A 23666-nucleotide genomic window follows, 5' to 3' on the forward strand; every position below is an offset into this window, starting at 1 on the left:
TTAGATATTTTTTTGTTTTTAGAAGGCTTTAAAATAATTGCTTTGTTACAAAGCAGCAACATTGCTGTTCCAATAAACTTTGGATAAGAACAGGAATAATTAAATTATTAGATGAGATATGACGGATTTTAGGATTATAAGAAGTTTTTTAACGATAATTTAAGTATACTTTTAATCTGTTATAGGGGCGAAAGTGTAGAGGAAGATTGTGCGCGCCAGAATAATAAAGTTTTTGAGCGGGGTTTTTATTACAATTGTTTTTTTGTTTGGAGCTAGTATTCTCATTTTACCTTCTCTTGTGTCAACAGATGCGATTCGCATTCGTTTAGCGCAGGATTTGAGTGCATGGACAGGCTATAACGTGCAATTACGTGATCCACCACGGTTAAATCTTTTTCCTTATCCTAGAGCATTTCTTTTCGGTGTTACTTTAACATCAAAAATGAATAATGCTGTACCACTCATGGAAGCTGAATCGATAGAAGTTGATCTTTCTTTGGTGGACCTTCTTTGGGGGCATGTTTCTTTTTCAGAGACGCGGATTGTGCGTCCACAATTTGTTATGGAAAAGCCGGTTAAAACGGTAGCTGATTTTTTTACTAGATTTTCGCAGTCCCAAGGTGCATTAGGATTAGCAATACGTAATGCTCGTGAAATAATTAAGCATAACCCTGATCAGCCAGATATAAAGCGTCTTTTGAACCAACCTTTTGGACGGATTGTTATTAAAAATGGCGTTCTTGTGTATCATGATAGCCTTTCTAGTGTAGCAGAAAAAATAACGGGATTAAATGCTGCTTTAGATTGGCCAGAAGCAACCCAGGAAGCCCGGTTTCGTGCAGATGCTCGTTGGCGCGGAGAGTTAACAAAATTATCGATTGATGCCGACCAAGCATTGCTGCTTTTAGCAGGAGGGAAAAGCCAGATTAAGGCAAGCATCAATTCTGTGCGTGGTGGTATAACCTTTACAGGGCAGGCACAATTATCTGAATATTACATTTTTGATGGAAAGGTATCAATGCGTTCTCCAGAGTGGAATCAGACATTGGCCTGGATTGGAGGCAGTCAGTTCTGGGGTCATGGATTGAAAATACCTATTGTATGGGAATCTCATTTTTTAGCGCAGCCCATGCATATTAAAATGAATAATGTGACATTTACGATGGGTACATCAAGCGCGCGTGGAGCTTTAGAGTTAGATTTTCAGGATTATGTACCAATCGTAATTGGATCGTTAGCATTTGATAACCTAGACTTTAATCTATCGGAATTGGTATTTTCTTTAGTTGAAGAAAAGAAGGCATTCTGTGATATGACAATTTTTAATCGCATTGGGGTAGATGTACGGCTTTCTACTCCGCAAGCGAAATTAGGAAATGTTACCCTTACTCATTTAGCTGCTGCAATACAAATAAGAAATGGGCATGGCATTTTTGACCTTGGACATGCGAATGTTTTTGGTGGATCATTGCAAAGCACTATTCAAATTACACCAGTTGCTCAGAAAGTGCGACTTGAAGGACGTGCTTCAGGCACTTCTATTGATACGCAGGCTGTTTCAGAGGCTTTGGGGATTATCCCATTTGCACAGAGTAAAACTAGCTTTACCACAACAGTACGAACACTTGCCAGTTCTTGGTCGGAAATTTTTGCGAAAATGCAAGGTGGATTAACAATCAATATGTCTTCTGGGTGGCTGTTAGGGTATGATTTGAATGATTTTCAGACAAGGCTTTCAAAAAAGGAACAATTTCTTTTGGTGAACAATGACTCCTTATCAACAGCTTTTGATCGTTGGGATATTCAAACGAGATTTTCAGATGGCACAATCACGGTAATAGAATCGCTTATGCGTACGGTGGATTGGAGTTTGTCCATTCAAGGAGCAATTGCAGTTGCGATTGCACAGGATCAAAAGAATGAATTGACATTACAGGCGCAATTAAGAAAAAGTAAAAGTTCAGAAACTTTATGTAGAGATGTCGAATGTCTTGCTAACAGTCTTGCATGGCCTTTCGCTTTTTCTCTTAGCTCTAAAGGGCAGGATCAGGGCAATTTTTGGGTTAAAAAAGACATTAATGTGGATTGATCATTGTCCTTCATATTATTAGCGGCGATTTTAGAAATTTGCTGAAAAATATTGTTTTGATATAAAATTTTAAAGATATGTAGCCTATGCCTATTGAATCTGAGAGGAGATGCCATAACCATCTTCAGCGATTGTGTGTTTTCCATCTGCTCCAACGGAACCAATACCTACCGTAATCAGAATAAAGCCGAGGAGGGTTATAATAGTAATAATTGTAGCTTTTTTAGCAGACATATTTTCTCTTCAATCATATGATCAGTCACTGAATTAATGGTGAATGATATGTTATTATAAACTTGTAGATATAAAATCACTTAGTGTTTTCTTTGTTCCCACTATTATCTTATAAATCTTAAAAAAACTTTATAGTTCTTTATACATATAGCTCTATAGATGTAATTTTTTCTTTATTGTTGTATATTCTCCTCTTCGGTGATTATAGTAAACTCTAACACAATTTTTTATGCACATAAATTATAAACTTAAAAGATTATTTATTCGACAGCCGCTTGTTTTGAATGAAGAAATAAAGATAGAGGGGCAAAAAGCTTCTTATCTTATACATGTTTTGCGTATGCAAGAAGGAGCTGAAATTTTACTTTTTAATGGACAAGATGGTGAGTGGCTTGCTAAACTTATCACCATTAAGAAGAGATTTGTTGTGGTTAAGCTTATCCATCAAGAAAGATTGCAAACAGCGCCTTCGAATCTCATTTACTGTTTTGCTCCGCTCAAAAACGCGCGTTTGGATTACATGGTGCAAAAAGCTGTAGAAATGGGGGCATCGATTTTGCAGCCTGTTATAACGCATCATACACAGGTTACGCGTATCAATAGGACGCGTATGGAGGCTAATGTTGTGGAAGCTTCTGAACAGTGTGGCATTTTATCTTTGCCCGAATGCGTACCTGCTGTGTCGTTAGCAGAACTTTTAGCGTGTTGGGATGAGACACAACCTTTGTTCTTTTGTGATGAAGCCCACAAATTGCATAATCCATTACCTCTTTTAAAAAAGCACGAAATGACAGTGCCGGGTGTTCTCATTGGACCAGAAGGTGGATTTAGTAAAGAGGAGCGGAGCTTTTTAAAAAAACATTCTTTTGTGATTCCAATACCATTAGGACCACGTATTTTACGTGCTGACACTGCAGCTGTTGCTGCTTTGGCTCTGCTTAATGCTACCGTAGGAGATTGGTAAATTGATTGAGAAGTCTGTAAAAACATTCTAAACGATTCGTGTTAAACGATGGCACTAATGATAGGAAACAATAAGTTATGGCACTTGATATAACTGATGAAAGTGAAGTTTATAACTTAGATTCTTTGGTTAGCTATTTCCAAGGGGGATGTAAAGCAGAAAATGACTGGCGTATTGGTACTGAACATGAAAAATTTCCGTTCTATATAGACGATTTTCGTCCTGTTCCTTATGAAGGCTCAAGGGGAATCCGTGCACTTCTAGAGGGAATGCAAAAAGCTTTAGGATGGAAGCCTATTTTAGATGAAGGAAATATTATTGGACTTGTAGGATCAGTTGATCAAGGTGCTATTTCTTTGGAACCTGGGGGGCAATTTGAATTATCTGGTGCACCACTAAAAACGATTGGTCATACTTATTGCGAGGTGATGGAGCATTTAGCTCTTCTCAAGAAAATTTCAGGACCATTAGGCATTGGTTTTCTAGGTATTGGTGCTAGTCCAAAGTGGACATTAGCTGAAACCCCGCGAATGCCTAAATCACGTTATCGGATTATGGCCAATTATATGCCGAAAGTTGGTTATAGTGGTCTTGATATGATGTATCGTACATCAACTGTTCAGGTTAATCTTGATTTTTCATCTGAAACTGATATGCGGCGAAAAATGCAAGTATCAATGAAGTTACAGTCTATTGCAACAGCATTATTTGCGAGTTCACCTTTTACTGAGGGGCGCCCAAATGGTTTTTTATCTTGGCGTTCTGAAGTTTGGTGCGATACTGATAAGCAGAGGACTGGGGTTCTTCCCTTTATATTTTCTGAACATTTTGGTTTTGCGGATTACGTTGAATGGGCACTTGATGTACCGATGTATTTCGTTGTGCGTGACGGTCATTATTACGATTGTACACATATAACTTTTCGTCAGTTTATGAATGGGGCATTAAAAGGAAAGATTGCAAATTCAATGCCAACCATGGGAGATTGGATTAATCATCTATCGACTTTGTTTCCCGAAGTACGCCTAAAACGATTTTTAGAAATGAGAGGAGCCGATTGCGGTTCTTGGAAGCGTATTTGTGCGTTGTCGGCTTTTTGGGTTGGGCTTCTTTATGATAGTGAAGCGCTTAATGAGGCAGAAACTTTGACAAAAGATTGGTGTTTTGAAGAGGTTTTGGATTTGCGTAAACGTGTTCCTAAAGAGGGATTAAGAGCTCCGTTTCGTCAAACTGTAATTTTAGAAATAGCTCGTCAAGCTGTTGCTATTTCACGCAAGGGGTTAAAAAATCGTCGGCAATATGATTCGGATGGTTTTGATGAGACAAATTTTCTAACTCCTTTGGAAGAGGTGATTGCAATGGGCCAAACAGATGCTGATAAATTTTTATCTCTTTATCATTCTGTTTGGGATGGGACTGTGGAACCTGTATTTTTAGAATGCGCCTATTAAATTTTGAAGCAAGAAATATATACTTTTCGAAGAAGTGCACGCCCTTGTGCTGTTAATTCACAGATTTGTTTTAGAGAGATATCTTACTTTACTGCCAATCCTATCTCTTGGCACTGTCCAGGAAGAGTATAACGCAGGATTTATTGGGCAGTGCCACTTTTACGCTTATGAAGTAACAGACCATCATGATATTTATCCAACCTCAATATTGTATCTACTTTTGCATTAAGATGGTTCATAAGGAATATATTGAGTCCTTTTCAAACAGTTTTTATCTACTTATCTACTGCCCAATCCTTCTTATGCCGTGCGAGTAATAGGAGAGAATAATAGCATCATTCAAATGATTAAGGCAGATTGGAATTGTTCTTTTAGTGTTGAGCTGCAATGGGTGCTGTTTATGTTTTATCCTATTAAAAATTTTTATGAATAATAGGAAAATAATTTTATTTGATTTTTTATCTTCTTTAAACAGTGATTAGTAGATAAAAAATTCTCTTCTAACCTATAAATTAAAAAAATAGTGATTTTGTAAAGACCTGTTAAGCGTTATATTTTATCTTCGGATATTATGCATTGATTTTGAACTATGTATGTTATTCAATAGCAAACATAATAATGTGGGCATAAACAATGACATTTAATTTTTTCATCAATTTATTTCTATTTGTTATTTTTTTGTTATGGCTTGCCCAAAGTAGGAAGATGAAATGGAGTCTTTCACTACGTGTTATGCTAGGGCTTATCCTTGGCGTGATTTTTGGAAGTATTTTGCAGGTTATTTATGGAGAAGGTGAAGCTACTCTGTTAAAATCTATTGAATGGTTTAATATTGTAGGGGACGGCTATATTTTGTTATTGCAAATGATTGTTATGCCACTGGTTTTTATCTCTATCGTTTCAGCAGTTGCTCATTTGCATTCTGTTTATGCTGTTGGCAAAATGAGCATAATGATAATTTCAATATTGCTCTTTACAACTGCTCTTTCAGCATTGGTTGGTATTTTTGTAGTTAATGTTTTTGGATTAACAGCGAATGGTTTGGTATCTGAAGGGCAAAATGTTTCTGCTATTTCTGGGGTTAGTATTTCTCAACTTGAAGATATGAGTGTCCCAAAGATGATTTTATCTTTGATTCCTAAAAACCCATTTGCTGAGTTAAGTGAAGTCAAGCGTACATCGATTATCAGTGTTGTTATTTTTGCAGCGTTTTTAGGAGCTGCGGTTATTCTTTTAAAAAAAGATGATCGAGATAAAGGGGAAAAAGCGCTTTCATTTATTCAAGTGGCACAATCTTGGATTATGTGGTTAGTCCGTATTGTGATTGCTTTAACGCCTTACGGTATTTTTGCACTGATGACTAAGGTAGGAGCAACCTCACATATTGCAGATATTTTAAATTTATTGGTTTTTGTTGTTGCTTCCTATGTTGGTATTATCCTTATGTTTGGAATTCATGGTGTGTTGCTTGGCATATCAGGGATTAATCCATTTCGCTTTTTCAGAAAGGTTCTGCCAGTTTTGACATTTGCTTTTAGTGGTCGTTCAAGTGCTGCAAGTATTCCTTTGAATATTGAAGCACAAACGCAGTGGATTGGTGTACCGCAATCAATTGCGAGTTTTGCAGCTTCTTTTGGGGCAACGATTGGGCAAAATGGTTGTGCAGGTCTTTATCCAGCAATGCTTGCGACCATGATAGCACCATCTGTAGGAATTAACCCTTTTGATCCTACTTGGATTGCTACCCTTGTTGGGGTTGTAACATTGAGTTCTATTGGTGTTGCTGGTGTTGGTGGTGGTGCTATTTTCGCTGCATTGGTTGTGTTACCAATTATGGGGCTTCCTGTTTCTTTGGTTGCTGTGCTCATTTCTATTGAACCTCTCATTGATATGGGGCGTACAACTCTAAACGTAAGTGATTCAATGTTGGCTGGGACTGTAACGAGTCAAATTTTACGGACAACAGATAAAAGCATTTTTGAAAAATGATATTCATGTTGAGGGTATATTTTTTCATTTTTATCTTGGTTGTTTTTTCTCAAATATTTACAAGAAATATTTGAGCTGAGCATGTTTATTATAGAGTTTTTTATTAATTTTTATCAGGAGTCCAACCAGAGAGCCAGATGAAAGAAAAATGTGCACGAATGCGGCCATCTGGATCACTAAATCGTTCGGCGTAAATTTGGGCAGCGCGGTTAAAAAAGCGCTTAGAGCCAGGGCGTCGTGACCGGTTAATGAGTGCATTTTGCATCCCCATAGCTTTAAGGTCATGCATAAGGTCAAACATTGTATTGTAGCGTATAGTGATCTCTTCAACATCCGCTACGGATAAAGTAAAACCAATACGCTGTAAAAGAGCTCCTGCATCACGAATATCAGCAAAGGGGTAAATTCTTGGACTAACTCCACCGTAAATTTCACTTTCAGCTTGCAGCAGACTTTCGCGTAATTCTCTTAATGTACCGGCTCCGGTCATAACAGCAAGGAATAAACCATCTGGTTTAAGAATATTTTTTATTTGGCTAAGAACACCAGGAGTATCATTGGTTAATTGTAGTGAAAGGAGCGAAACGATGAGGTCACAATAATTTTGAGGAAAGTCAAGCAATTCTCGATGGCGTACATGAAATTTTGTATTATAACTCTGATAGAGTATGTCGGTTTCGACGCGTTCTATTGAACGGACTTTTCCTGATTTCATTAAAGCTTGCACTGCAAGATCTGTATGGCTGTGTAAATCTAGAGCTAATATAAAACGCCGATCAACAGTACTGAGACGTTTATAGAGGTCTTCGGCCATGGAAGACAGTAAAAAATCGTATCCCTTTTTTGCTTTTTGGAAAGCACGTTTGCGAAATTGTTCAATGCGGTTATGATCAAAGATTAAAGGATGTGGCATATCGTTGAGGACTTTCGATGTATGATAGAATATTTTAAAAAGGTCCACTTTTGCGCAAGCTCTGTCAAGTTTATGATGTGAAAGAAAAACAAATTTATAAGAGGTAAGAGTTTTTAAAGGAATTACATTTAAAAAATACAAAAGAAATTTTGTACAGGGAAGCTATAAAAGCCTAAATTGATAATGTTACGCTTTCGAAAATTGGCTTTAAATGGCGGGGATATATTGAATAAGTGCATTGAGTGCTTGCTAACAATTCTCTATCCACCGATGTGCCCTGGATGTAAGCAAAGAGTTTCTGCTTATGGTGCCATTTGCTCTCAGTGTTGGAAAGATCTTCAATTTATCACAAAACCTTATTGCCCTGTTATGGGGATTCCTTTTGGTTGTGATATGGGGGATGGTTTTCTCAGTGGTGAAGCTCTTCAAAACCTCCCTCCTTTTTCGCGTGTTCGCTCTGCTATTGTTCATAAGGGGGTGGGGCAAGCTTTGGTAACGCGATTAAAGTATGGTGATCATATAGAACTGGCATCTTTCATGGCCAATTGGATGGTGTTTGCTGGACGTGAGATTATCGATGATTGTGATGTTATTATTTCCATCCCGTTGCATTTTCGCCGTTTTTTTTGGCGACGTTATAACCAATCTGCTGAGCTTGCTCGTTATATTGCAGTAAAAAAGAAAAAAAATTTTAAGCCGGGTTGGCTTGTGCGTTGTCGAAATACACGTCCACAGGTTAATTTATCTGCTAGGGAACGAAAACTTAATGTCCTGAATGCCTTTGAGGTGCCTCGGAAAGTTAAAAAATATCTAAAGGGATGTTCTGTTTTGCTGGTTGATGATGTTTTTACAACGGGTGCAACGGTTACGGCTGCTGCTGCGACATTAAAACAGGCAGGTGCGTGGCAGGTTGATGTTCTAACATTTTCGCGAGCTTTCAAAGAAGTTTCTATGTTTCCCAACTCTTGAAAGACGGTTAAAATTAACACTATTTAAAAAATCTTTGGAGAATAATATTATGAAAGAGGTAACACTTTATACACGTCCTAACTGTCCTTATTGCGCGAAAGCTCGTGATTTGCTTGATAAAAAAGGCGTGAAATATACAGATATTGATGCATCAACTGTTTTGCGCGAAGAAATGGTACAGCGCGCAAATGGGCGGAATACATTTCCACAAATTTTTATAGGTGATTATCATGTCGGTGGTTGTGATGATCTCTATGCTTTAAATGCTAAGGGAGAGCTTAATTCTTTGCTGCAAAGCGTGGAATAGCTGTGGGGTATGGTATTCTCTTTTAAGGCCGTTTTGCAAGAAGCAGATAGTTAACGTCCATATCTTTTGAGCGATTCCAGCTATCATTTACTGGATTATACGTAATGCCTATCTCATCGATAACAGTCAAAGCGTTTTTTGATAAGAGATTTTTAAGTTCCTGAGGTTTTAGAAACTTTTTATAGTCATGGGTTCCTTTTGGAAGCCAGCGTAAAATGTATTCAGCACCTACAATAGCTAATCCCCATGCTTTCCAAGTGCGGTTGAGCGTTGAGACAAACATCACCCCTTGTGATTTGAGCATTTTTGCTGTAGCTGCTATGAAGAGATCGACATCAGCAACATGTTCAACAACTTCCATATTGAGGATAATATCAAATTTCTCTCCTTTATCAGCAAGCGCTTCTGCAATAGTGGTACGATAATCAATTGAAAGGTCGCTTTGGGTTGCATGAAGTTTTGCGACTTCGATATTTGTTTGCGCAGCGTCAACTCCCACAACCATAGCACCAAGACGCGCCATTGGTTCGCATAACAAACCACCCCCACAGCCAATATCGAGAATTTTCAAATTTTCGAAGGGCATAAGTGAAACAGGATCACGATTAAATGCTAAACAGATTTTTTCTCTAATATACGCAAGACGTGTTGGATTGAGTTGATGAAGTGGTCGAAATTTTCCTTTTGGATTCCACCATTCTGCAGCAATACGGGAAAAGCGATCAATTTCATTCTGATCAATTGTGGTGCGCGTTTCATTCATCATGTTGCTCTCCTTCTATTCTTTTAATAAAGTCAAGTGGATTTTATCCAAAGTCAAGGGAAATTAACATCCACATGGTGGACTTGCGCAAGCGATAGATATTGGGTATGTGAAAAAGAAGTTTTTTGGTACGGAAGTAAGACCTTATTCTCATTGTCGTTTGAGATAAGAAATCTAAAGGTAAGAGTATTATTAATGGCGCGGATTGTTATGAAATTTGGCGGAACATCTGTCGCAAACGTTGAGCGTATTCATAATGTTGCACGGCATATCAAAAGAGAGGTAGATGCAGGCAATGAGGTTGCGGTTGTGGTATCCGCAATGGCCGGTAAAACCAATGAGCTTGTTCAGTGGACGCGTGATGCTTCACCAATGCATAAAGATGCTGACGAATATGATGTGGTTGTTGCTTCTGGTGAACAAATAACGGCGGGTTTGTTAGCTCTGAAATTGCAAGCAATGGGAGTAAATGCTCGTTCATGGCTTGGTTGGCAAATTCCTATTCACACTGATAATATACATGGTAGTGCACGTATTACAGATATTAATGGATCTTTTTTAATACAGCGTTTTCAGGAAGGCCAAGTAGCAGTGATCGCTGGTTTTCAGGGATTAGCGCCAGATAATCGGATTTCTACTTTAGGGCGTGGTGGATCAGATACAAGTGCTGTTGCAATAGCGGCAGCTGTACAGGCAGATCGCTGTGATATTTATACAGATGTGGACGGTGTTTATACAACTGATCCACGCATAGAACCTAAGGCACGTCTTTTACCAAAAGTGGCTTTTGAAGAAATGTTGGAAATGGCTTCTCTTGGGGCAAAAGTTTTACAGGTTCGTTCTGTTGAATTGGCTATGGTTCATAAAGTCCGTACTTTCGTGCGCTCAAGTTTTGAGGATCCCGATGCGTTAGGCATGGATGATCCAATAAATTCTTCTGGAACACTTATTTGCGATGAGGATGAAATCTTGGAACAACAAAATGTTACTGGTATTGCTTTTGCTAAGGATGAAGCGCAAATTTCACTTCGCCGACTTGCTGATCGTCCAGGGATCTCTGCAGCAATTTTTGGACCCTTGGCTGAAGAGCGAATTAATGTTGATATGATTGTGCAAAATATTTCTGAAGATGGCTCAAAAACCGATATGACTTTTACTGTACCATCAGTAGATGTCGAAAAAGCTGTTACACTTCTTGAGAAAAATCGTAAAGAGATAGGGTTTGACGTTCTCCAATTTGAGAGAAATCTTGCCAAGGTGTCTGTTATTGGTATTGGAATGCGTAGCCATGCAGGTGTTGCGGCTACAGCATTTAAGGCTCTATCTGAAAAAGGTATTAATATTCAAGCAATTACGACTTCAGAGATTAAGATTTCTATTTTGATTGATCACGCTTACACTGAACTTGCGGTTAGAACATTACATGCTCTCTATGGACTTGATAAGGGATAAGCATTTTTTAGTTCCAAAGAGATTCCAAATAATATGAAGCATTTCTATATGGAGGGGGAGCGAAAAATTCCTACAATAAGTCTTTAGTGTGAGAGGAAAGGTCCGCTACGCTTGTCCAAATATGCATGTTATGCAAAGGTAGCTTCGTAAATACAGAGTCAATATTATAGAGCTCATAGAATTTGGTCTCATCGGATTATTTAGACAATTTAGCAAAATACAATTTTGATGAAGTATTTTCTATTGATGTGTTGCTTGTCTCAAGTGATTGTTTAGAATTTTATGTGTCCTGTAGGGTTAATTTATCCTTTTCATGAGGTTGAATAAATATTTAGAATAAAGGTTTGTGCAGTAATTATGAGTAAAAAAATACTCTCAATTTAGGGAATGCACAAAAACTGTCTTCTTTCTTAGCATATCGACTTTGGATATGGGCTCATTTATATCAAACGCAATAAAAATAAAAAAGTACTTCATAGTCTCAATCAACCAAACGACAATTCACTTTATTCGGGAAATTTTTTAAAAAGCGGTTTTATTGATTCGTTACACTGTGGCTGTATCATAATACAAAAATAAATAAGGAAAAACATTCCAAGATATTTTGTCCCTTTATCGATAGACAAGTAAAAAAAAGCATTTTCTTTTTGAAAATATTCAACTCCAGCGTGAAATTTCATGAAAGAGATTCATCACAATAATGTGTGCTTCGCATAAAATAATATGTCTTCGTTTGATTTCATCATTCAGATTAGACCGATTAATCTCAATGAATAGCGTGGATAGCATAATCAATAAGCAAGAAATACAAAACAAATTGTCTATTGTATTTTTCACCAAGGCTTTTAGCTGGCGATCTCGAGTACCTCAACTTTATCATCACTATGATTACGCAAACTGCAATTTCTATAATAAAGTGGATAGCTATTTGATTCCATTGAGACTATGAAGTACTTTTTTATTTTTATTACGTTTGATATAAATGAGCCCATATCCAAGGCCGGCAAGAGCAGATAAACCAGATCCACAGAGAACACCAATTTTTGCAGAATCCAACAGGACAATATCTTTGAAAGCGAGCATTGAAACGAAGATAGACATTGTAAAGCCAATTCCTGCTAAAAATCCAATCAACAGAATCCCTGTCCATGTCATATGGGGAGGCAATCGGCATAACCCTGATTTTACTGCCAGATAGCTAGCAGTAATAATACCCAAAGGTTTACCAATAAAGAGACCTATTACAACACTAAGAACAACCAAGAATGATTCATGAGAAGAAAGATCAAAATTTGCAAAACTAACACCAGCATTTGCAAAGGCAAAAATTGGCATCACACCGTATGCAACCCATGGATGCAATGTCTTCTGAACACGTATTACTGGTGCAATCATATCGCGTTGTCCTTTGCGCATTTTTTTTAATGCAGTTGAGATATGATGCAGGTCTGTTTTTATATTTTTTTCTTGAAGGATTTGCATGGCGTTGCTCAGTATTGTAAGCGGAGCTACAAGAGTACGCGTAGGAAAAACCGGAGTCATCATACCTAAAATCACGCCCGTCAGTGATGGATGAACGCCTGTGATCATTAAACCCCACCAGATGATTGCACCAGGTAGAATGTAAAGCCATGCCGATGCGAGCCCAATCCATTGAAAAAATAACACCAGAGCAATACCTGCTATTGCAATGGCTAACCCACTAGGATCAATGTTGGTTGAATAGAAGAAAGCAATGATAAGAACAGCGATAATATCATCAATAATTGCTAGTGATAAGAGAATAACATGAAGGTTAGCAGGGATTTTTTTCCCAAGAAGAGCAAGAATACCTAGCGCAAAGGCAATATCTGTTGCTGTTGGCACAGCCCAACCATGCATATGTTCACTGTTAAAGTTGAAGCTAAGATAAATAAGTGCAGGAAAACAAACTCCACCTATTGCTGAAACTATTGGCAAAATTGCTTGTTTAAAATCGGCGAGAGCGCCTTCATGAATCTCACGCCGAATTTCCATTCCTGCTACGAGAAAGAAAACGGTCATAAGAGCGTCATTAACCCAGAAATGTAAATCCCATGAGAGTGTAAAATGGCCAAAATTAAAGCCAAGAGGAATATGCCAGAGCGATTCATAAACAGAAGCATATTGAGAGTTAGCAAAAATGAGTGCGGCAGCAGCGGCTAATAAAAGAACAATACCACTGAAAGCCTCAACATGGAGAAAACCCTCAAGAGCAGAGAACGCTCGATTTGTGACAAGAGAGGCGCGATTTGGCAAGCGATTTGAGGATAAAGCAGACATAAGCAACTCCAAATATTAACAATTCTGCTAATATATATTTTTTGTATAGATTGTTATGCGTGGCATTCATTCTATCATACAAAAGAAAAAAATAGGAATAAAGCTCTTAAATCTTAAGAACAAGGTTACCATTTTAAGTTGAACACGTTTTTTAAGGTGACGATGCATTCTTGACAGTTAGATTTATTTTGTCCAGTACAGTGGACAAACCATTTTCAAGTGCAGTTTTGAGATCAGCGATTGTGAGGCCTTTTTTATCTTTTGCTGTTATTTTAACAATCAACGTTTGTGGATTTTTAGCAAAGTCACCAAAGGACTTTGAAATATTTTCAGCTTTTTCATGATTTTTTAGCAATATTTTAGGGGTTTGAGTCATTATCAGATAGAAATCGTTATAAAGTTCCTTCTTGAGATCATGTTTGCTGTCATTAAGATTTTGTGCGAGATAAGAAAAAAGCTTATCAATGAAACCAGCATCCGTATAACTTACTTCGGTTTCGATTATACCAAAATCTTGAGAGACAGCAACCATTGCCTCTTTTTGTCCAGAGAAGAGTTTTGTATCAACATCAATAGCTTTAGCAGATATTTCTCCAGAACCAATATTTTTTATGTTGAAAGACATTGGATTAAGAAGAAGGGTCCGTTTTTTTTCATCATAAGAAATGTCAAGTTTTCCTGAAAGATCAAGGCGTTCAAAATCCATATTTTTAAGGAATTCTAAGTCTTTTTCGTCCATTTTTTTAGGTACAATCGAAAGGTTATCGAGAGAGAGCAGAAGTTTTTTTGGTATAGGCTGATCCCATTGGCTTGGTTTGAATTGAAATGATTCAAGTGTTGCCTTTAACTGTGGTATATCAATGGTGATGTTATCAATTTTGGCATCGGCTGAGGTAATGGCGAGAAGGATATTTAGAATAATACCATTTCGTGCTATTCTTTCAGCTTCTTGGTTATTTGCTTTTCTTGCGTTAAAATAAGCTTTGACCAATTTTTCAAGTGCTTGTTTGAGCGGTTTCATTTTTAGGCCAGATGTTTTGAAATTGCCAAAAGAGAGGGAAGTATTTTTCTCTTTTTCTTCCAAAACATTGACCATGAAGTTCTCTAGAGAAATAGAACCAGTAACGGTTTTTCCTTGATTGAAAGCGTCGCTTTTTCCAAAAATAATAGAATATGCGTAGTTGATGTTAATATCATGCGCTTTTATTGTATTACTCTTGGCGATCAGAGTCCTCTGTTTTGTACCGTCTGCAGCTATCGTCGTAAGGTCCAAATTTTGAATGCCAACAGATCCAATATGACCATTTTTAAAATCAGAAAGCTGAAAACCTTTTATTTCAAATTTGTCGGTTAGCTTATTCTTATTTTCTACAGAAAGCAGTATATTCGGCGCAGCAATTGAGGAAAGTTCAAGACGCATAATTGATTGCAAAAGATGTGATGTAATCGTACTATCCTTTTTTTTAAAGGATACACTGTTAAGAGAAATTTTTGGGATTTGTAAGTGAATATTATTATGCTGTAAGTCCACATTATAAAGTGTGAAAGTGCCAGGAATAAAAGAAAGGGGAGGACGGGCTGAAATGGCACCAATTTTAAGTGATATGTCGGCAGGAACTGGGAGGGTAACGTTTTTCAAGTTGACTTTACCAGTGATGCTGACTTCGGATTTTTCTGCTTTTATGGAATGGCGGGCTATTTCTTGTTTTACAAAACTGTCAAGATGGGGTTTTACCATATAAAAACCGCCGACAACTATAATTACCAGAATAGCACAAAATCCAATAATACATGTCAGCCAATATCTTAGACTGTTTCGGTACCCACCATTAAGATTGACCATCACTTCTTCTTTCGCTTTTATAACTCTATGTGAGAACGTAGACAAATTTCTTTAAGCAACAATAAAGGCTCAAATATAGCTTGCACCAGCTCAAAAGTTATCCATTTTTATCTTCTTTTACATGTAGAGTCATTATCATTTTTTTGGCAATATACTTTTATCCACTGTCACCAATTTTCTTTGGTTTCAGCATTTTATAAACAAGCACTCATAACAAACAGAGAAGTTTATGCTGATCCTAATTTTATCACATTAAATCACTCTAAGGTGTCCTCATGTTTGCTTTTATCTTGCTGCTGTTTATAGGAACAGTTAAAACACAAAAGATATGTTGTTGTTCATTGCCATTTAACGGGGAGAAAGGGGTGTCATGACAGAAAATCAAATAATGGCTTTTTCTATCATTGGTCTCATGATGATCATTTTTATTTGGGATCGGTTCCGTTATGATCTTGTTGCTATTTTTACATTATTGATTTCTTGCATTGTCGGCCTTGTCAGCCCGAAGGAGGCGTTTAGCGGTTTTAGTAGTGATATTGTTATTATTGTGGGGAGCGTGTTTATTGTCAGTACGACTGTATCACGTTCTGGTATAATGGAATTTATTATCCAACGGATCTGGCCAGAGGTGAAATCTGTGCGCCTTCAATTGGCTTTTTTGGTTATTTCTGTGGTACTTTTATCAATGTTTGTTAAAAACATTGGTGCTTTGGCTATCATGCTTCCAATTGCTTTTCAATTTGCTCGTCGTTCTGAGGTTGCACCTTCTGTTTTTTTGATGCCAATGGCATTTGGTTCTTTGTTGGGTGGTCTTATGACACAGATAGGGACTTCCCCCAATGTCGTTATTTCAGCGATGCGAGAACGTTTATCAGGGGCTCCTTTTACCATGTTTGATTTTACACCGGTTGGTGCAGCAGTTGCTACTGCTGGTATTTTATATTTGGTCTTTTTTTCTTGGCGTTTACCTGTGCGTGCACGTTCAGGTGTTTCGTTTGATGATGTGATTGATATTCGAAATTATGTTTCGGAAGTGCATATTCCAATAAATTCACCGATTGTAGGAAAAACCATTGTTGATCTCGTTAAGCCATCAGGTGGTGATGTCATGGTAGTTCAAATCATTAGAAACAAAGTATCTATTTCACCACTGCCAGATTTTGTTTTATCTGAAAACGATATTGTTTTGCTGGAAGGTTCGCATACAGGGCTAGATAGCGTGATGAATGCTGCTCGTTTAGAATTTTCTACTGGTCGAACTATTTCCACGGGTGATAAGGACAGCGACATTGATATTGTGGAAGCAGTCATCACACATAATTCCCCGCTTATAGGTATCAGTGCGAAAGGTTTTTCACTCTTTGATCGCTATAATGTGAATTTGCTTGCATTAAGTCGTCAACATGAAAGGGTGCGTGGGAGGCTTGGTGATATTGATTTTTATCTTGGTGATGTGATTGTTCTGCAGGGACAGGATATGATTATCCCAAAGTTGCTACGGGAACTGAAATGTTTGCCCTTAGCAAAACGTAATATTGTGTTTGGTAATTTACGGCATGGTTTTGTCTCTTTAGCTATTTTATTTATAGCAATTATTTTTACGGCTTTTCAGATCGTTCCAGTTGCATTTTCTTTTTTTTCTGCTGCCGCTGCAATGGTTATCTTTCGGGTTTTGCCAGCGCGTGACTTATATCAGGCATTAGATGGCCAAATATTAGTATTATTAGCAGCACTTATTCCAGTGAGTGAAGCACTAGAAAAGACGGGATGCACGGATCTTATAGGTCAGTGGCTCAGTCAATTAGCGGTATTTTTTCCACCATTTGGTGCATTAGCGCTTATGTTGATTACAGCTATGTTGGTAACGCCATTTTTGAACAATGCAGCAACAGTGATGATGGTAGCACCAATCGCGTCAAGTTTTGCTCACTCTCTTCATTATAAGCCTGAAGCTTTTCTGATGGCTGTTGCGATTGGTGCAGGGTGTGAGTTTCTCACACCTATTGGACATCAAAGTAATATGCTTGTAATGGCGCCAGGAGGATATCGTTTTAGTGATTACCCCCGCTTTGGTGCTCCTTTGGCGGTATTAATAGTCATTGTTGCGGTTCCAATGCTTATGTGGATTTGGCCATTACAATAGAACACTTTTAGAACCTATAAGTATCAATCTCAAAGGCTGTTAATTGGATGAAGGTAAGTTGAAGAGATAGACTTGTGCAAAGAGTTTTGCTTGAAGTTTGGATTTGTATTAGGCTCTATTATGGGCTCCAGCGTTTCTTTTATGCTGGATAAATAAGACTTGTTTATTTGGTTTTAAATGTTTCCAATCATGGAAATTGAGTCATGCCTTTTTGTTAAAGGTTTTTTTAATGAATTTGCTTCCCATTGTCATACTACAACCGAGGATTTTGAAAAGTGCAATACAACAGTTGCTTTTAAAGTTTTAAAAGATTTTCCCCGTACATAACTAGGAACGGCTACTGACTAACTAGGGGAGCTACGGGTAACACTGTCGAGATTATAAACAAGCATGCATAGTAGAAATAAGGCATTAATAACTTTCCTATTTTTACAAAATCAAAGATATCTAAGAGCTGTAATGTGAACCAAAAGGGAATAACATTGTTTTTGATGAATAAATTAAAAGAATTCAATCTGATCGGATATTATATTATTTAAAACGAATAGGCTGGCAATTTTAAGATTTTGAGTTAATTAGGGCTACCATCTTTATTCATTTATGCGTAAAAGTGCAGAAAGTGATTTTTTCAGGGTGTGATATATGTCGTATGATAGTTTTATTGCTGAAGTTAATGCAGAGTTTCGTCAGGAAAAAGCTCTCGCTTTCTGGAGACGTTATGGTTTTTCGGTTATTGTTGCAGCCATTATTTTTGTGTTGATGATAGTCATTTATCAAATTTACCATTATGAGCAAATGAAGAAAGCTGGTCATATTGGTGATGCATTTATGAAAGTCCTTGATTTTGCGGATACACGTCATTTTGATGAGGCGATGAAGCAATTGAAAAATGTGAAAGCTTCTAACTTTGGGGGATATCCTTTTCTTGCTCGTATGCGTGAGGCTTCTTTACTTATGGAACAAGGTGATGCTGTTAAATCTGTGGAAGCTTTTGATTCTGTCGCTGCTGATGAAAAAGCACCGCCAATTTTGCGAAAAGTTGCAAAAATTCGGGCAGCTTATATTTTGGTTGATACAGGGACTTTGGATGACGTCAAAAAACGGGTCAAAGACATGGAAAATGATATTGACCCTATGCGTATATCTGCAAGAGAGGCTTTGGGCTTAGCTGCTTATAAAGCTGATAAAATGGATGAAGCGGTTGATTATTTTAGGAAGATCTCTAAAGAAGGTGTTCTAGGATCAAAAGCAACAGAGAGGGCACGAATTATGCTTGAGCTTATGCAAGCTGAGGGCAAGGCAGACAAGGAATAAATTGATGAGCCTTACCATTGCTGTAGTTGGTCGGCCCAATGTTGGGAAGTCAACGCTCTTTAATCGTTTGGTTGGCCAAAAATTGGCTTTGGTTTGTGATAAGCCAGGTGTGACACGTGATCGACGTATTCATGCGGCAGAACTTCAAGATCTGTGTTTTGATGTGATCGATACAGCTGGGTTGGAAGAAGCCGGTGATCATACACTTGAAGGTCGTATGTGTTCACATACAAAAGCTGCTATTAATGAAGCGGATCTTATTTTATTCATGTTTGATGCAAAGAGTGGCATAACGCCGAGTGATTTAAATTTTGCGTCCCTGGTTCGTAAATCGGGAAAACCAATTGTGCTTGTTGCCAATAAATCTGAGTCAAAAGCGGCAGTAGGGACAGAGTATGAGGCGTGGTCATTAGGTTTGGGGGAGCCCTGTCCAATATCTGCTGAACATGGTTTGGGTCTTTCAGATCTTCGTGATGCAATTATGGATGCTATTGGTAAAGAGAGAGTTTTTGAAAGCAAGAACGCGGAAAAATGTGTTTCTGTACAGTCTGCATCTGTTGGTGATTATGTGGATGATTTGGAGGAAAAGGGATCTGTTTGCGATGAAAGTAAACAACCCCTTCGGATTGCAGTTGCTGGTCGCCCAAACACAGGAAAATCAACTCTCATCAATAGGATGTTGGGGCAAGATCGTTTGTTGACAGGACCTGAAGCAGGATTGACTCGTGATTCCATTTCTGTGGATTGGGAATGGCGTGGTCGTCATATTAAACTTTTTGATACTGCAGGGTTACGTCGAAAGTCGAAAATTCAAGAAAAATTAGAAAAACTTTCTGTTGCAGATACTTTGCGTGCAATTCGTTTTGCGGAAGTGGTGGTGATTGTTTTTGATGCAACTGCGCCTTTTGAAAAGCAGGATTTACAAATTGCTGATCTTGTGATTCGTGAAGGGCGTGTTCCAATTATTGCTTTCAATAAGTGGGATCTTATTGAAAATAGCCAGGTAACATTAGTTGATTTGCATGAAAAATGTGCCCACCTTCTTCCTCAAGTTCCTGGTTTGAGAGCTGTCCCTTTATCGGGGCAATATGGTCAAGGGATTGATAACCTGATGGAAAATGTTATGATGATGCACCGTATGTGGAATCGTCGTATTTCCACTGCCAAATTGAACCGATGGCTTGAAACTATTGTTGCGCATCATCCACCCCCTGCAATTTTTGGGCGTCGACTTAAGGTTAAATATATCACACAGGTTAAGACACGTCCTCCTGGATTTGTGATTTCTTGCTCACGACCAAAAACAATGCCTCAATCGTATTTGCGTTATCTTTCTAATGGATTGCGCAATACGTTTGATATGCCTGGTGTACCAATTCGCATATCATTACGGGCATCTGACAATCCTTTCGCAGCACGTTCTAAAAAGAAATGATTGCTCTCTATTTTTTCAAAGTTTATGAAATCTGCCTTAAAAACAAGTTTTTTAAATAAGCTTTTTCATGATTATTGAGTTTTAATATCAATTTATTAACTCAACAGATAATGATTTTTCCTTCAATAAAAGAAAAAATTATTTTATAATAAGTTTATTTATAAAGATAATTTATTATTCTCCTTATTAAATTAAGGACATCGGATAGAGTAATATTTTCTTATTTCAACTTCTCTTATCAAAATCGAAAGAATTTTTTACTTACACCTTATGAATAGACCACCGTAAACAGTTGCATAAAGTGGTGTGGTCGTCTTTAAAGTCCTGTTTACAAGTCCTTTTTGTGTGATATGTATTAAATGATAGGTCTATTTATGTGTCGTGCATTAATAGGTGAAGGAGTTTCATTGATGAACGATGGATAAAATCTACAACAAATGATTGACTTCGGAGGATGTTTGCTCAATATGTCTCCTACAGTTCTGATATGAGGACAGTTATAGCTTACCTTAAGGTAAAGCAGCATTGCATTCCTTGTTGAAGGTAGTTATTTGAAGGTGCGTTAAAGGTTGGAGTTTATAAAATTGAAAGACACGTTATTTATGCGATAAATTGTGATAGATTTCTTTTAGTGGCTTGACGAATAAATTGAGGAACAATATGCTATTCGCGGTTTTGTGAAATGCATTTTAACTTTTCTTTGATTATTAAGGAGCCAATTATGGCAAAGGGCAACGAACGCGTTGTACCACAAGAGGAAGCTGAAGGGAAAAGGCAAGAAGACTGTTTCCATTCAGTGGATTTAGAATGCCGTAGTCAGAATTTAGGCTTAGCTTTAATACCTAAGGAAGCATTAAAGAGGTATAAGTGTGAGAAAGGAAGAGAGCCAAAAGGGATAGGTAGTGCCCGTGCGGTTAAGCTTTCCAGTGAGTTTTTAGCAAGTATCATTGTAGGCGTTGTTTTGGGGTTGGGGTTTGATAAGCTAGTAGGTTCATTACCATGGGGGTTGGTGTTTTTTCTTTTTCTTGGATTTGCTGCTGGTGTATTAAATATTCTTCGCTCTGTCGGCTATATTGCCTCCAGTCGATTAGAGCAAAGAGGCGCATCGCGCCAAGATAAAAGGACCGATAAGAGGTCCAATAAATGAGGTTAAAGTGACATCGCACGCTCCAGATCCTGTTCATCAGTTTGAGATTTCACGATTGATTAATATTTCCGTAGGAAATATGGATTTGTCGTTTACAAATGTATCATTTTTTATAATTGCTACGGTTGTTGCGACTTCAGTCTTTCTCTTTATTTCATCATCAAGTCGTGGGTTGGTTCCAACGCGAATGCAATCTATTTCAGAAATTGCTTATGAATTTGTAGCCTCGACTTTGCGAGAATCATGTGGTGTACAGGGGATGCAGTTTTTCCCTTTAGTCTTTTCTCTATTTACTTTTATTTTGGTTGCTAATTTTATTGGTCTTTTCCCCTATTTTTATACAATTACTTCTCAGATTATGATCACGTTTTCATTGGCGATGTTGGTGATCTTGACGGTGATTGGTTATGGTTTTCGTAAGCATGGGATCGGTTTTTTGAAACTGTTCGTTCCCAGTGGTGTACCTGTTGTGATTTTGCCTTTGGTTACGATGATTGAAGTAATTTCTTTTTTCTCTCGTCCTATCAGTCTTTCGCTTCGTCTTTTTGCGAATATGCTTGCTGGTCATATTACTCTCAAAGTCTTTTCTGGTTTTATTGTATCAATGATTGAACTAGGAATCATGGGCGTTAGCGGTTCAATTTTACCGCTTATCATGACTGTAGCGATTACTGCTCTTGAATTTTTGGTTGCGTTTCTTCAGGCTTATGTCTTTACAGTTTTAACCTGTATGTATCTTAATGATGCGGTCCATCCGGGACATTAATAAAACTGACGGTTTTCCGTCAAATGGTGCAATTTTGCTTTAAAGGAGAATAATATGGAATTAGTGCTTGCAGCAAAATACATTGGTGCTGGTCTTGCTTGCTTTGGTATGGCGGGGACAGCTTTGGGACTTGGGAATATTTTTGGTAGCTATCTTTCTGGTGCATTACGTAATCCATCGGCAGCAGATAGTCAGTTTGGTCGTCTCGTCTTTGGTTTTGCTGTGACAGAGGCTTTGGGTATTTTTTCATTGCTTGTTGCTTTGTTGCTTCTTTTTGCGGTTTAATCATTTTTGAAAGGGTATGCCTGCTTTCTTTATGAGGGCGGGGATGCTCTTTTGGTGTTGTAACGAAAGGAGCGTTAGTCGGCCGTCGTTTGTTTTGAATAAAACGCCTTAAGCCAGGCTGTTTGAAGGATGAGAGAAAATGTTTATTTCCAGCGCTTTTGCACAGAGCAATGAAATACTGGTAGAGCATATTAAAAATGCATCAGAGCATGCAGATCGTATATTTCCACCTTTTGATTTTGTGCATTTTGGTTCACATTTTTTTTGGTTGGCGATTTCTTTTGGGCTTTTTTATCTTTTTATCTCTCGTGTGATTGTACCCCGTATTGGTGATGTTATTGAGACACGTCGGGATCGAATCGCATCTGATTTGGATCAAGCAATGCGTATGAAACAAGAAGCAGATACCGTGGTTGAAACTTACGAGCGGAAATTAGCACAAGCGCGTTCACAAGCTCATATTATAGCACAAGCAGCTGGCGAGGAGATAAAACAAAAGGTTGAGCTTGAACGAAGAGAAATTGAAGCAAGTTTAGAGAAAAAGCTAAAAGATGCTGAAAAACAGATAGCAAAAATTCGCGATAAAGCTATGCAGAATGTTGGCTCAATTGCTGAAGAAGCAGCCCTTGAGATTGTAAAAAAAATGATTGATGTTGATGTCAGCAGAGAGTCTGTTCGTTCAGCTGTTAAAGCTGCAGGTTATTGAGGATTACAACGATGACAGATACTTTTTGGGCTTTTGTTGGATTAGTTCTTTTTCTGGCTCTTTTGGCTTATTTCAAAGTTCCAGAAATGATTGTGCGTCGTCTTGATGCACGGGCAAAGCGTATCAAGGATGAGCTTGATGAGGCTCTTCGTCTTCGTGAAGAAGCTCAGGAAGTTCTAGCCGAATATCAGCGCAAACATGCGGAAGCAGAAAAGGATGCGCAAGAGATTATTGCTGCAGCTAAGCGTGAAGTTGAAGCTGTTGTCTCTGAAGCTCGTACAAAAGCAGAGGAGTATGTAAAAAATCGCAATAAACTAGCAGAGCAAAAAATTGCTCAAGCAGAAGCTGATGCGATACGCGTGGTTTCTTCGTCTGCTGTCGATTTGGCAGTTTCTGCTGCGCGTTTGCTTATCGAGCAGGAATTAGATTCTAAAAAAGCAAATGAGCTCATTAAGGAGTCTCTTGTTGAGGAATCTCTTACAAAAATGAAGGCATACCTTAATTAAGGGATATTGGGTGAGTTCAAAAGGTTTCTAGTCCTTTGGAAGGAGAGTTCTTTTTCGGGATTAGCGTGACTGGGCAGTAGTTTTCTGAT

The 23666-nt window shown here is 37.9% G+C and carries 20 protein-coding genes; 15 read left to right on the forward strand and 5 right to left on the reverse strand.

Going from position 1 to position 23666, the window contains the following annotated elements; translation table 11 throughout:
• Positions 1-208: 208 nt before the first annotated feature.
• A complete protein-coding gene (locus tag MF1_RS01440) occupies positions 209-2089 on the forward strand; it encodes an AsmA family protein (protein ID WP_014923806.1) in 1881 nt (626 codons plus the stop codon).
• 90 nt (positions 2090-2179) lie between these two features.
• On the opposite strand, the gene MF1_RS06625 is transcribed toward MF1_RS01440, so the two are convergent.
• Positions 2180-2323 carry a hypothetical protein gene (locus MF1_RS06625; protein ID WP_174235328.1) on the reverse strand — a complete coding sequence of 48 codons (144 nt, stop codon included), beginning with the start codon at positions 2321-2323 and terminating at the stop codon, positions 2180-2182.
• Between the two features lie 229 nt (positions 2324-2552).
• On the opposite strand from MF1_RS06625, the gene MF1_RS01445 reads away from it, so the two are divergent.
• From MF1_RS01445 to MF1_RS01455, 3 genes are all read left to right on the forward strand, one after another.
• Positions 2553-3287 carry a 16S rRNA (uracil(1498)-N(3))-methyltransferase gene (locus tag MF1_RS01445; protein ID WP_161510305.1) on the forward strand — a complete coding sequence of 245 codons (735 nt, stop codon included), beginning with the start codon at positions 2553-2555 and terminating at the stop codon, positions 3285-3287.
• A gap of 77 nt (positions 3288-3364) precedes the next feature.
• Positions 3365-4738, forward strand: coding sequence for a glutamate--cysteine ligase (locus MF1_RS01450; RefSeq protein WP_014923808.1), 1374 nt, complete (start codon positions 3365-3367; stop codon positions 4736-4738).
• 633 nt (positions 4739-5371) lie between these two features.
• Entirely contained in the window at positions 5372-6727 is a 1356-nt protein-coding gene (locus MF1_RS01455) for an L-cystine transporter (protein ID WP_014923809.1), read from the forward strand.
• 103 nt (positions 6728-6830) lie between these two features.
• On the opposite strand, the gene MF1_RS01460 is transcribed toward MF1_RS01455, so the two are convergent.
• Entirely contained in the window at positions 6831-7640 is an 810-nt protein-coding gene (locus tag MF1_RS01460; RefSeq protein ID WP_014923810.1) for a methyltransferase domain-containing protein, read from the reverse strand.
• Positions 7641-7823: 183 nt separating this feature from the next.
• On the opposite strand from MF1_RS01460, the gene MF1_RS01465 reads away from it, so the two are divergent.
• Together MF1_RS01465 and grxC are read left to right on the forward strand one after the other, a co-directional pair.
• Positions 7824-8609: a ComF family protein gene (locus tag MF1_RS01465; protein ID WP_161510306.1), complete on the forward strand. Its 786-nt coding sequence runs from the start codon at positions 7824-7826 to the stop codon at positions 8607-8609.
• Between the two features lie 49 nt (positions 8610-8658).
• Positions 8659-8916: a glutaredoxin 3 gene (grxC, locus tag MF1_RS01470; RefSeq protein WP_011179101.1), complete on the forward strand. Its 258-nt coding sequence runs from the start codon at positions 8659-8661 to the stop codon at positions 8914-8916.
• Between the two features lie 22 nt (positions 8917-8938).
• On the opposite strand, the gene ubiG is transcribed toward grxC, so the two are convergent.
• Entirely contained in the window at positions 8939-9682 is a 744-nt protein-coding gene (gene ubiG, locus MF1_RS01475; protein ID WP_014923812.1) for a bifunctional 2-polyprenyl-6-hydroxyphenol methylase/3-demethylubiquinol 3-O-methyltransferase UbiG, read from the reverse strand.
• 192 nt (positions 9683-9874) lie between these two features.
• Here ubiG and MF1_RS01480 point away from each other — a divergent pair, with 192 nt between their 5' ends.
• On the forward strand, positions 9875-11131 hold the full coding sequence (locus MF1_RS01480) for an aspartate kinase (RefSeq protein ID WP_161510307.1): 1257 nt from the start codon (positions 9875-9877) through the stop codon (positions 11129-11131).
• Positions 11132-12055: 924 nt separating this feature from the next.
• Here MF1_RS01480 and nhaA read toward each other — a convergent pair.
• The gene (gene nhaA, locus MF1_RS01485) at positions 12056-13432 is read right to left on the reverse strand and encodes a Na+/H+ antiporter NhaA (RefSeq protein ID WP_014923814.1); all 1377 of its coding nucleotides are present in this window, start codon (positions 13430-13432) and stop codon (positions 12056-12058) included.
• Positions 13433-13583: 151 nt separating this feature from the next.
• Entirely contained in the window at positions 13584-15275 is a 1692-nt protein-coding gene (locus tag MF1_RS01490) for an aq_1923 C-terminal domain (RefSeq protein WP_161510308.1), read from the reverse strand.
• A gap of 370 nt (positions 15276-15645) precedes the next feature.
• Here MF1_RS01490 and MF1_RS01495 point away from each other — a divergent pair, with 370 nt between their 5' ends.
• From MF1_RS01495 to MF1_RS01530, 8 genes are all read left to right on the forward strand, one after another.
• Positions 15646-17418, forward strand: a complete 1773-nt coding sequence (locus MF1_RS01495) for an SLC13 family permease (protein WP_014923816.1) — start codon at positions 15646-15648, stop codon at positions 17416-17418.
• A gap of 642 nt (positions 17419-18060) precedes the next feature.
• Positions 18061-18732: a DUF2659 family protein gene (locus tag MF1_RS01500; protein ID WP_161510309.1), complete on the forward strand. Its 672-nt coding sequence runs from the start codon at positions 18061-18063 to the stop codon at positions 18730-18732.
• Positions 18733-18736: 4 nt separating this feature from the next.
• On the forward strand, positions 18737-20167 hold the full coding sequence (gene der / locus MF1_RS01505; RefSeq protein WP_014923818.1) for a ribosome biogenesis GTPase Der: 1431 nt from the start codon (positions 18737-18739) through the stop codon (positions 20165-20167).
• Between the two features lie 721 nt (positions 20168-20888).
• Positions 20889-21314, forward strand: coding sequence for an AtpZ/AtpI family protein (locus MF1_RS01510; protein WP_161510310.1), 426 nt, complete (start codon positions 20889-20891; stop codon positions 21312-21314).
• 7 nt (positions 21315-21321) lie between these two features.
• Positions 21322-22080: a F0F1 ATP synthase subunit A gene (locus MF1_RS01515; RefSeq protein ID WP_014923820.1), complete on the forward strand. Its 759-nt coding sequence runs from the start codon at positions 21322-21324 to the stop codon at positions 22078-22080.
• Positions 22081-22134: 54 nt separating this feature from the next.
• Entirely contained in the window at positions 22135-22365 is a 231-nt protein-coding gene (locus MF1_RS01520; protein WP_004855165.1) for a F0F1 ATP synthase subunit C, read from the forward strand.
• 139 nt (positions 22366-22504) lie between these two features.
• On the forward strand, positions 22505-23071 hold the full coding sequence (locus tag MF1_RS01525) for a F0F1 ATP synthase subunit B (protein WP_161510311.1): 567 nt from the start codon (positions 22505-22507) through the stop codon (positions 23069-23071).
• A gap of 11 nt (positions 23072-23082) precedes the next feature.
• The gene (locus MF1_RS01530) at positions 23083-23577 is read left to right on the forward strand and encodes a F0F1 ATP synthase subunit B (RefSeq protein ID WP_014923822.1); all 495 of its coding nucleotides are present in this window, start codon (positions 23083-23085) and stop codon (positions 23575-23577) included.
• Positions 23578-23666 lie beyond the last annotated feature (89 nt).

Source organism: Bartonella quintana, assembly GCF_009936175.1.
In the GTDB taxonomy this organism is placed as follows: domain Bacteria; phylum Pseudomonadota; class Alphaproteobacteria; order Rhizobiales; family Rhizobiaceae; genus Bartonella; species Bartonella quintana.

What these genes read in the sequence shown, in the direction of transcription:
- MF1_RS06625 (WP_174235328.1), bottom strand. Translation starts at nt 2,323, where the DNA reads ATGTCTGCTAAAAAAGCTACAATTATTACTATTATAACCCTCCTCGGC.
- MF1_RS01445 (WP_161510305.1), top strand. Translation starts at nt 2,553, where the DNA reads ATGCACATAAATTATAAACTTAAAAGATTATTTATTCGACAGCCGCTT.
- MF1_RS01450 (WP_014923808.1), top strand. Translation starts at nt 3,365, where the DNA reads ATGGCACTTGATATAACTGATGAAAGTGAAGTTTATAACTTAGATTCT.
- MF1_RS01455 (WP_014923809.1), top strand. Translation starts at nt 5,372, where the DNA reads ATGACATTTAATTTTTTCATCAATTTATTTCTATTTGTTATTTTTTTG.
- MF1_RS01460 (WP_014923810.1), bottom strand. Translation starts at nt 7,640, where the DNA reads ATGCCACATCCTTTAATCTTTGATCATAACCGCATTGAACAATTTCGC.
- MF1_RS01465 (WP_161510306.1), top strand. Translation starts at nt 7,824, where the DNA reads ATGTTACGCTTTCGAAAATTGGCTTTAAATGGCGGGGATATATTGAAT.
- grxC (WP_011179101.1), top strand. Translation starts at nt 8,659, where the DNA reads ATGAAAGAGGTAACACTTTATACACGTCCTAACTGTCCTTATTGCGCG.
- ubiG (WP_014923812.1), bottom strand. Translation starts at nt 9,682, where the DNA reads ATGATGAATGAAACGCGCACCACAATTGATCAGAATGAAATTGATCGC.
- MF1_RS01480 (WP_161510307.1), top strand. Translation starts at nt 9,875, where the DNA reads ATGGCGCGGATTGTTATGAAATTTGGCGGAACATCTGTCGCAAACGTT.
- nhaA (WP_014923814.1), bottom strand. Translation starts at nt 13,432, where the DNA reads ATGTCTGCTTTATCCTCAAATCGCTTGCCAAATCGCGCCTCTCTTGTC.
- MF1_RS01490 (WP_161510308.1), bottom strand. Translation starts at nt 15,275, where the DNA reads ATGGTCAATCTTAATGGTGGGTACCGAAACAGTCTAAGATATTGGCTG.
- MF1_RS01495 (WP_014923816.1), top strand. Translation starts at nt 15,646, where the DNA reads ATGACAGAAAATCAAATAATGGCTTTTTCTATCATTGGTCTCATGATG.
- MF1_RS01500 (WP_161510309.1), top strand. Translation starts at nt 18,061, where the DNA reads ATGTCGTATGATAGTTTTATTGCTGAAGTTAATGCAGAGTTTCGTCAG.
- der (WP_014923818.1), top strand. Translation starts at nt 18,737, where the DNA reads ATGAGCCTTACCATTGCTGTAGTTGGTCGGCCCAATGTTGGGAAGTCA.
- MF1_RS01510 (WP_161510310.1), top strand. Translation starts at nt 20,889, where the DNA reads ATGGCAAAGGGCAACGAACGCGTTGTACCACAAGAGGAAGCTGAAGGG.
- MF1_RS01520 (WP_004855165.1), top strand. Translation starts at nt 22,135, where the DNA reads ATGGAATTAGTGCTTGCAGCAAAATACATTGGTGCTGGTCTTGCTTGC.
- MF1_RS01525 (WP_161510311.1), top strand. Translation starts at nt 22,505, where the DNA reads ATGTTTATTTCCAGCGCTTTTGCACAGAGCAATGAAATACTGGTAGAG.
- MF1_RS01530 (WP_014923822.1), top strand. Translation starts at nt 23,083, where the DNA reads ATGACAGATACTTTTTGGGCTTTTGTTGGATTAGTTCTTTTTCTGGCT.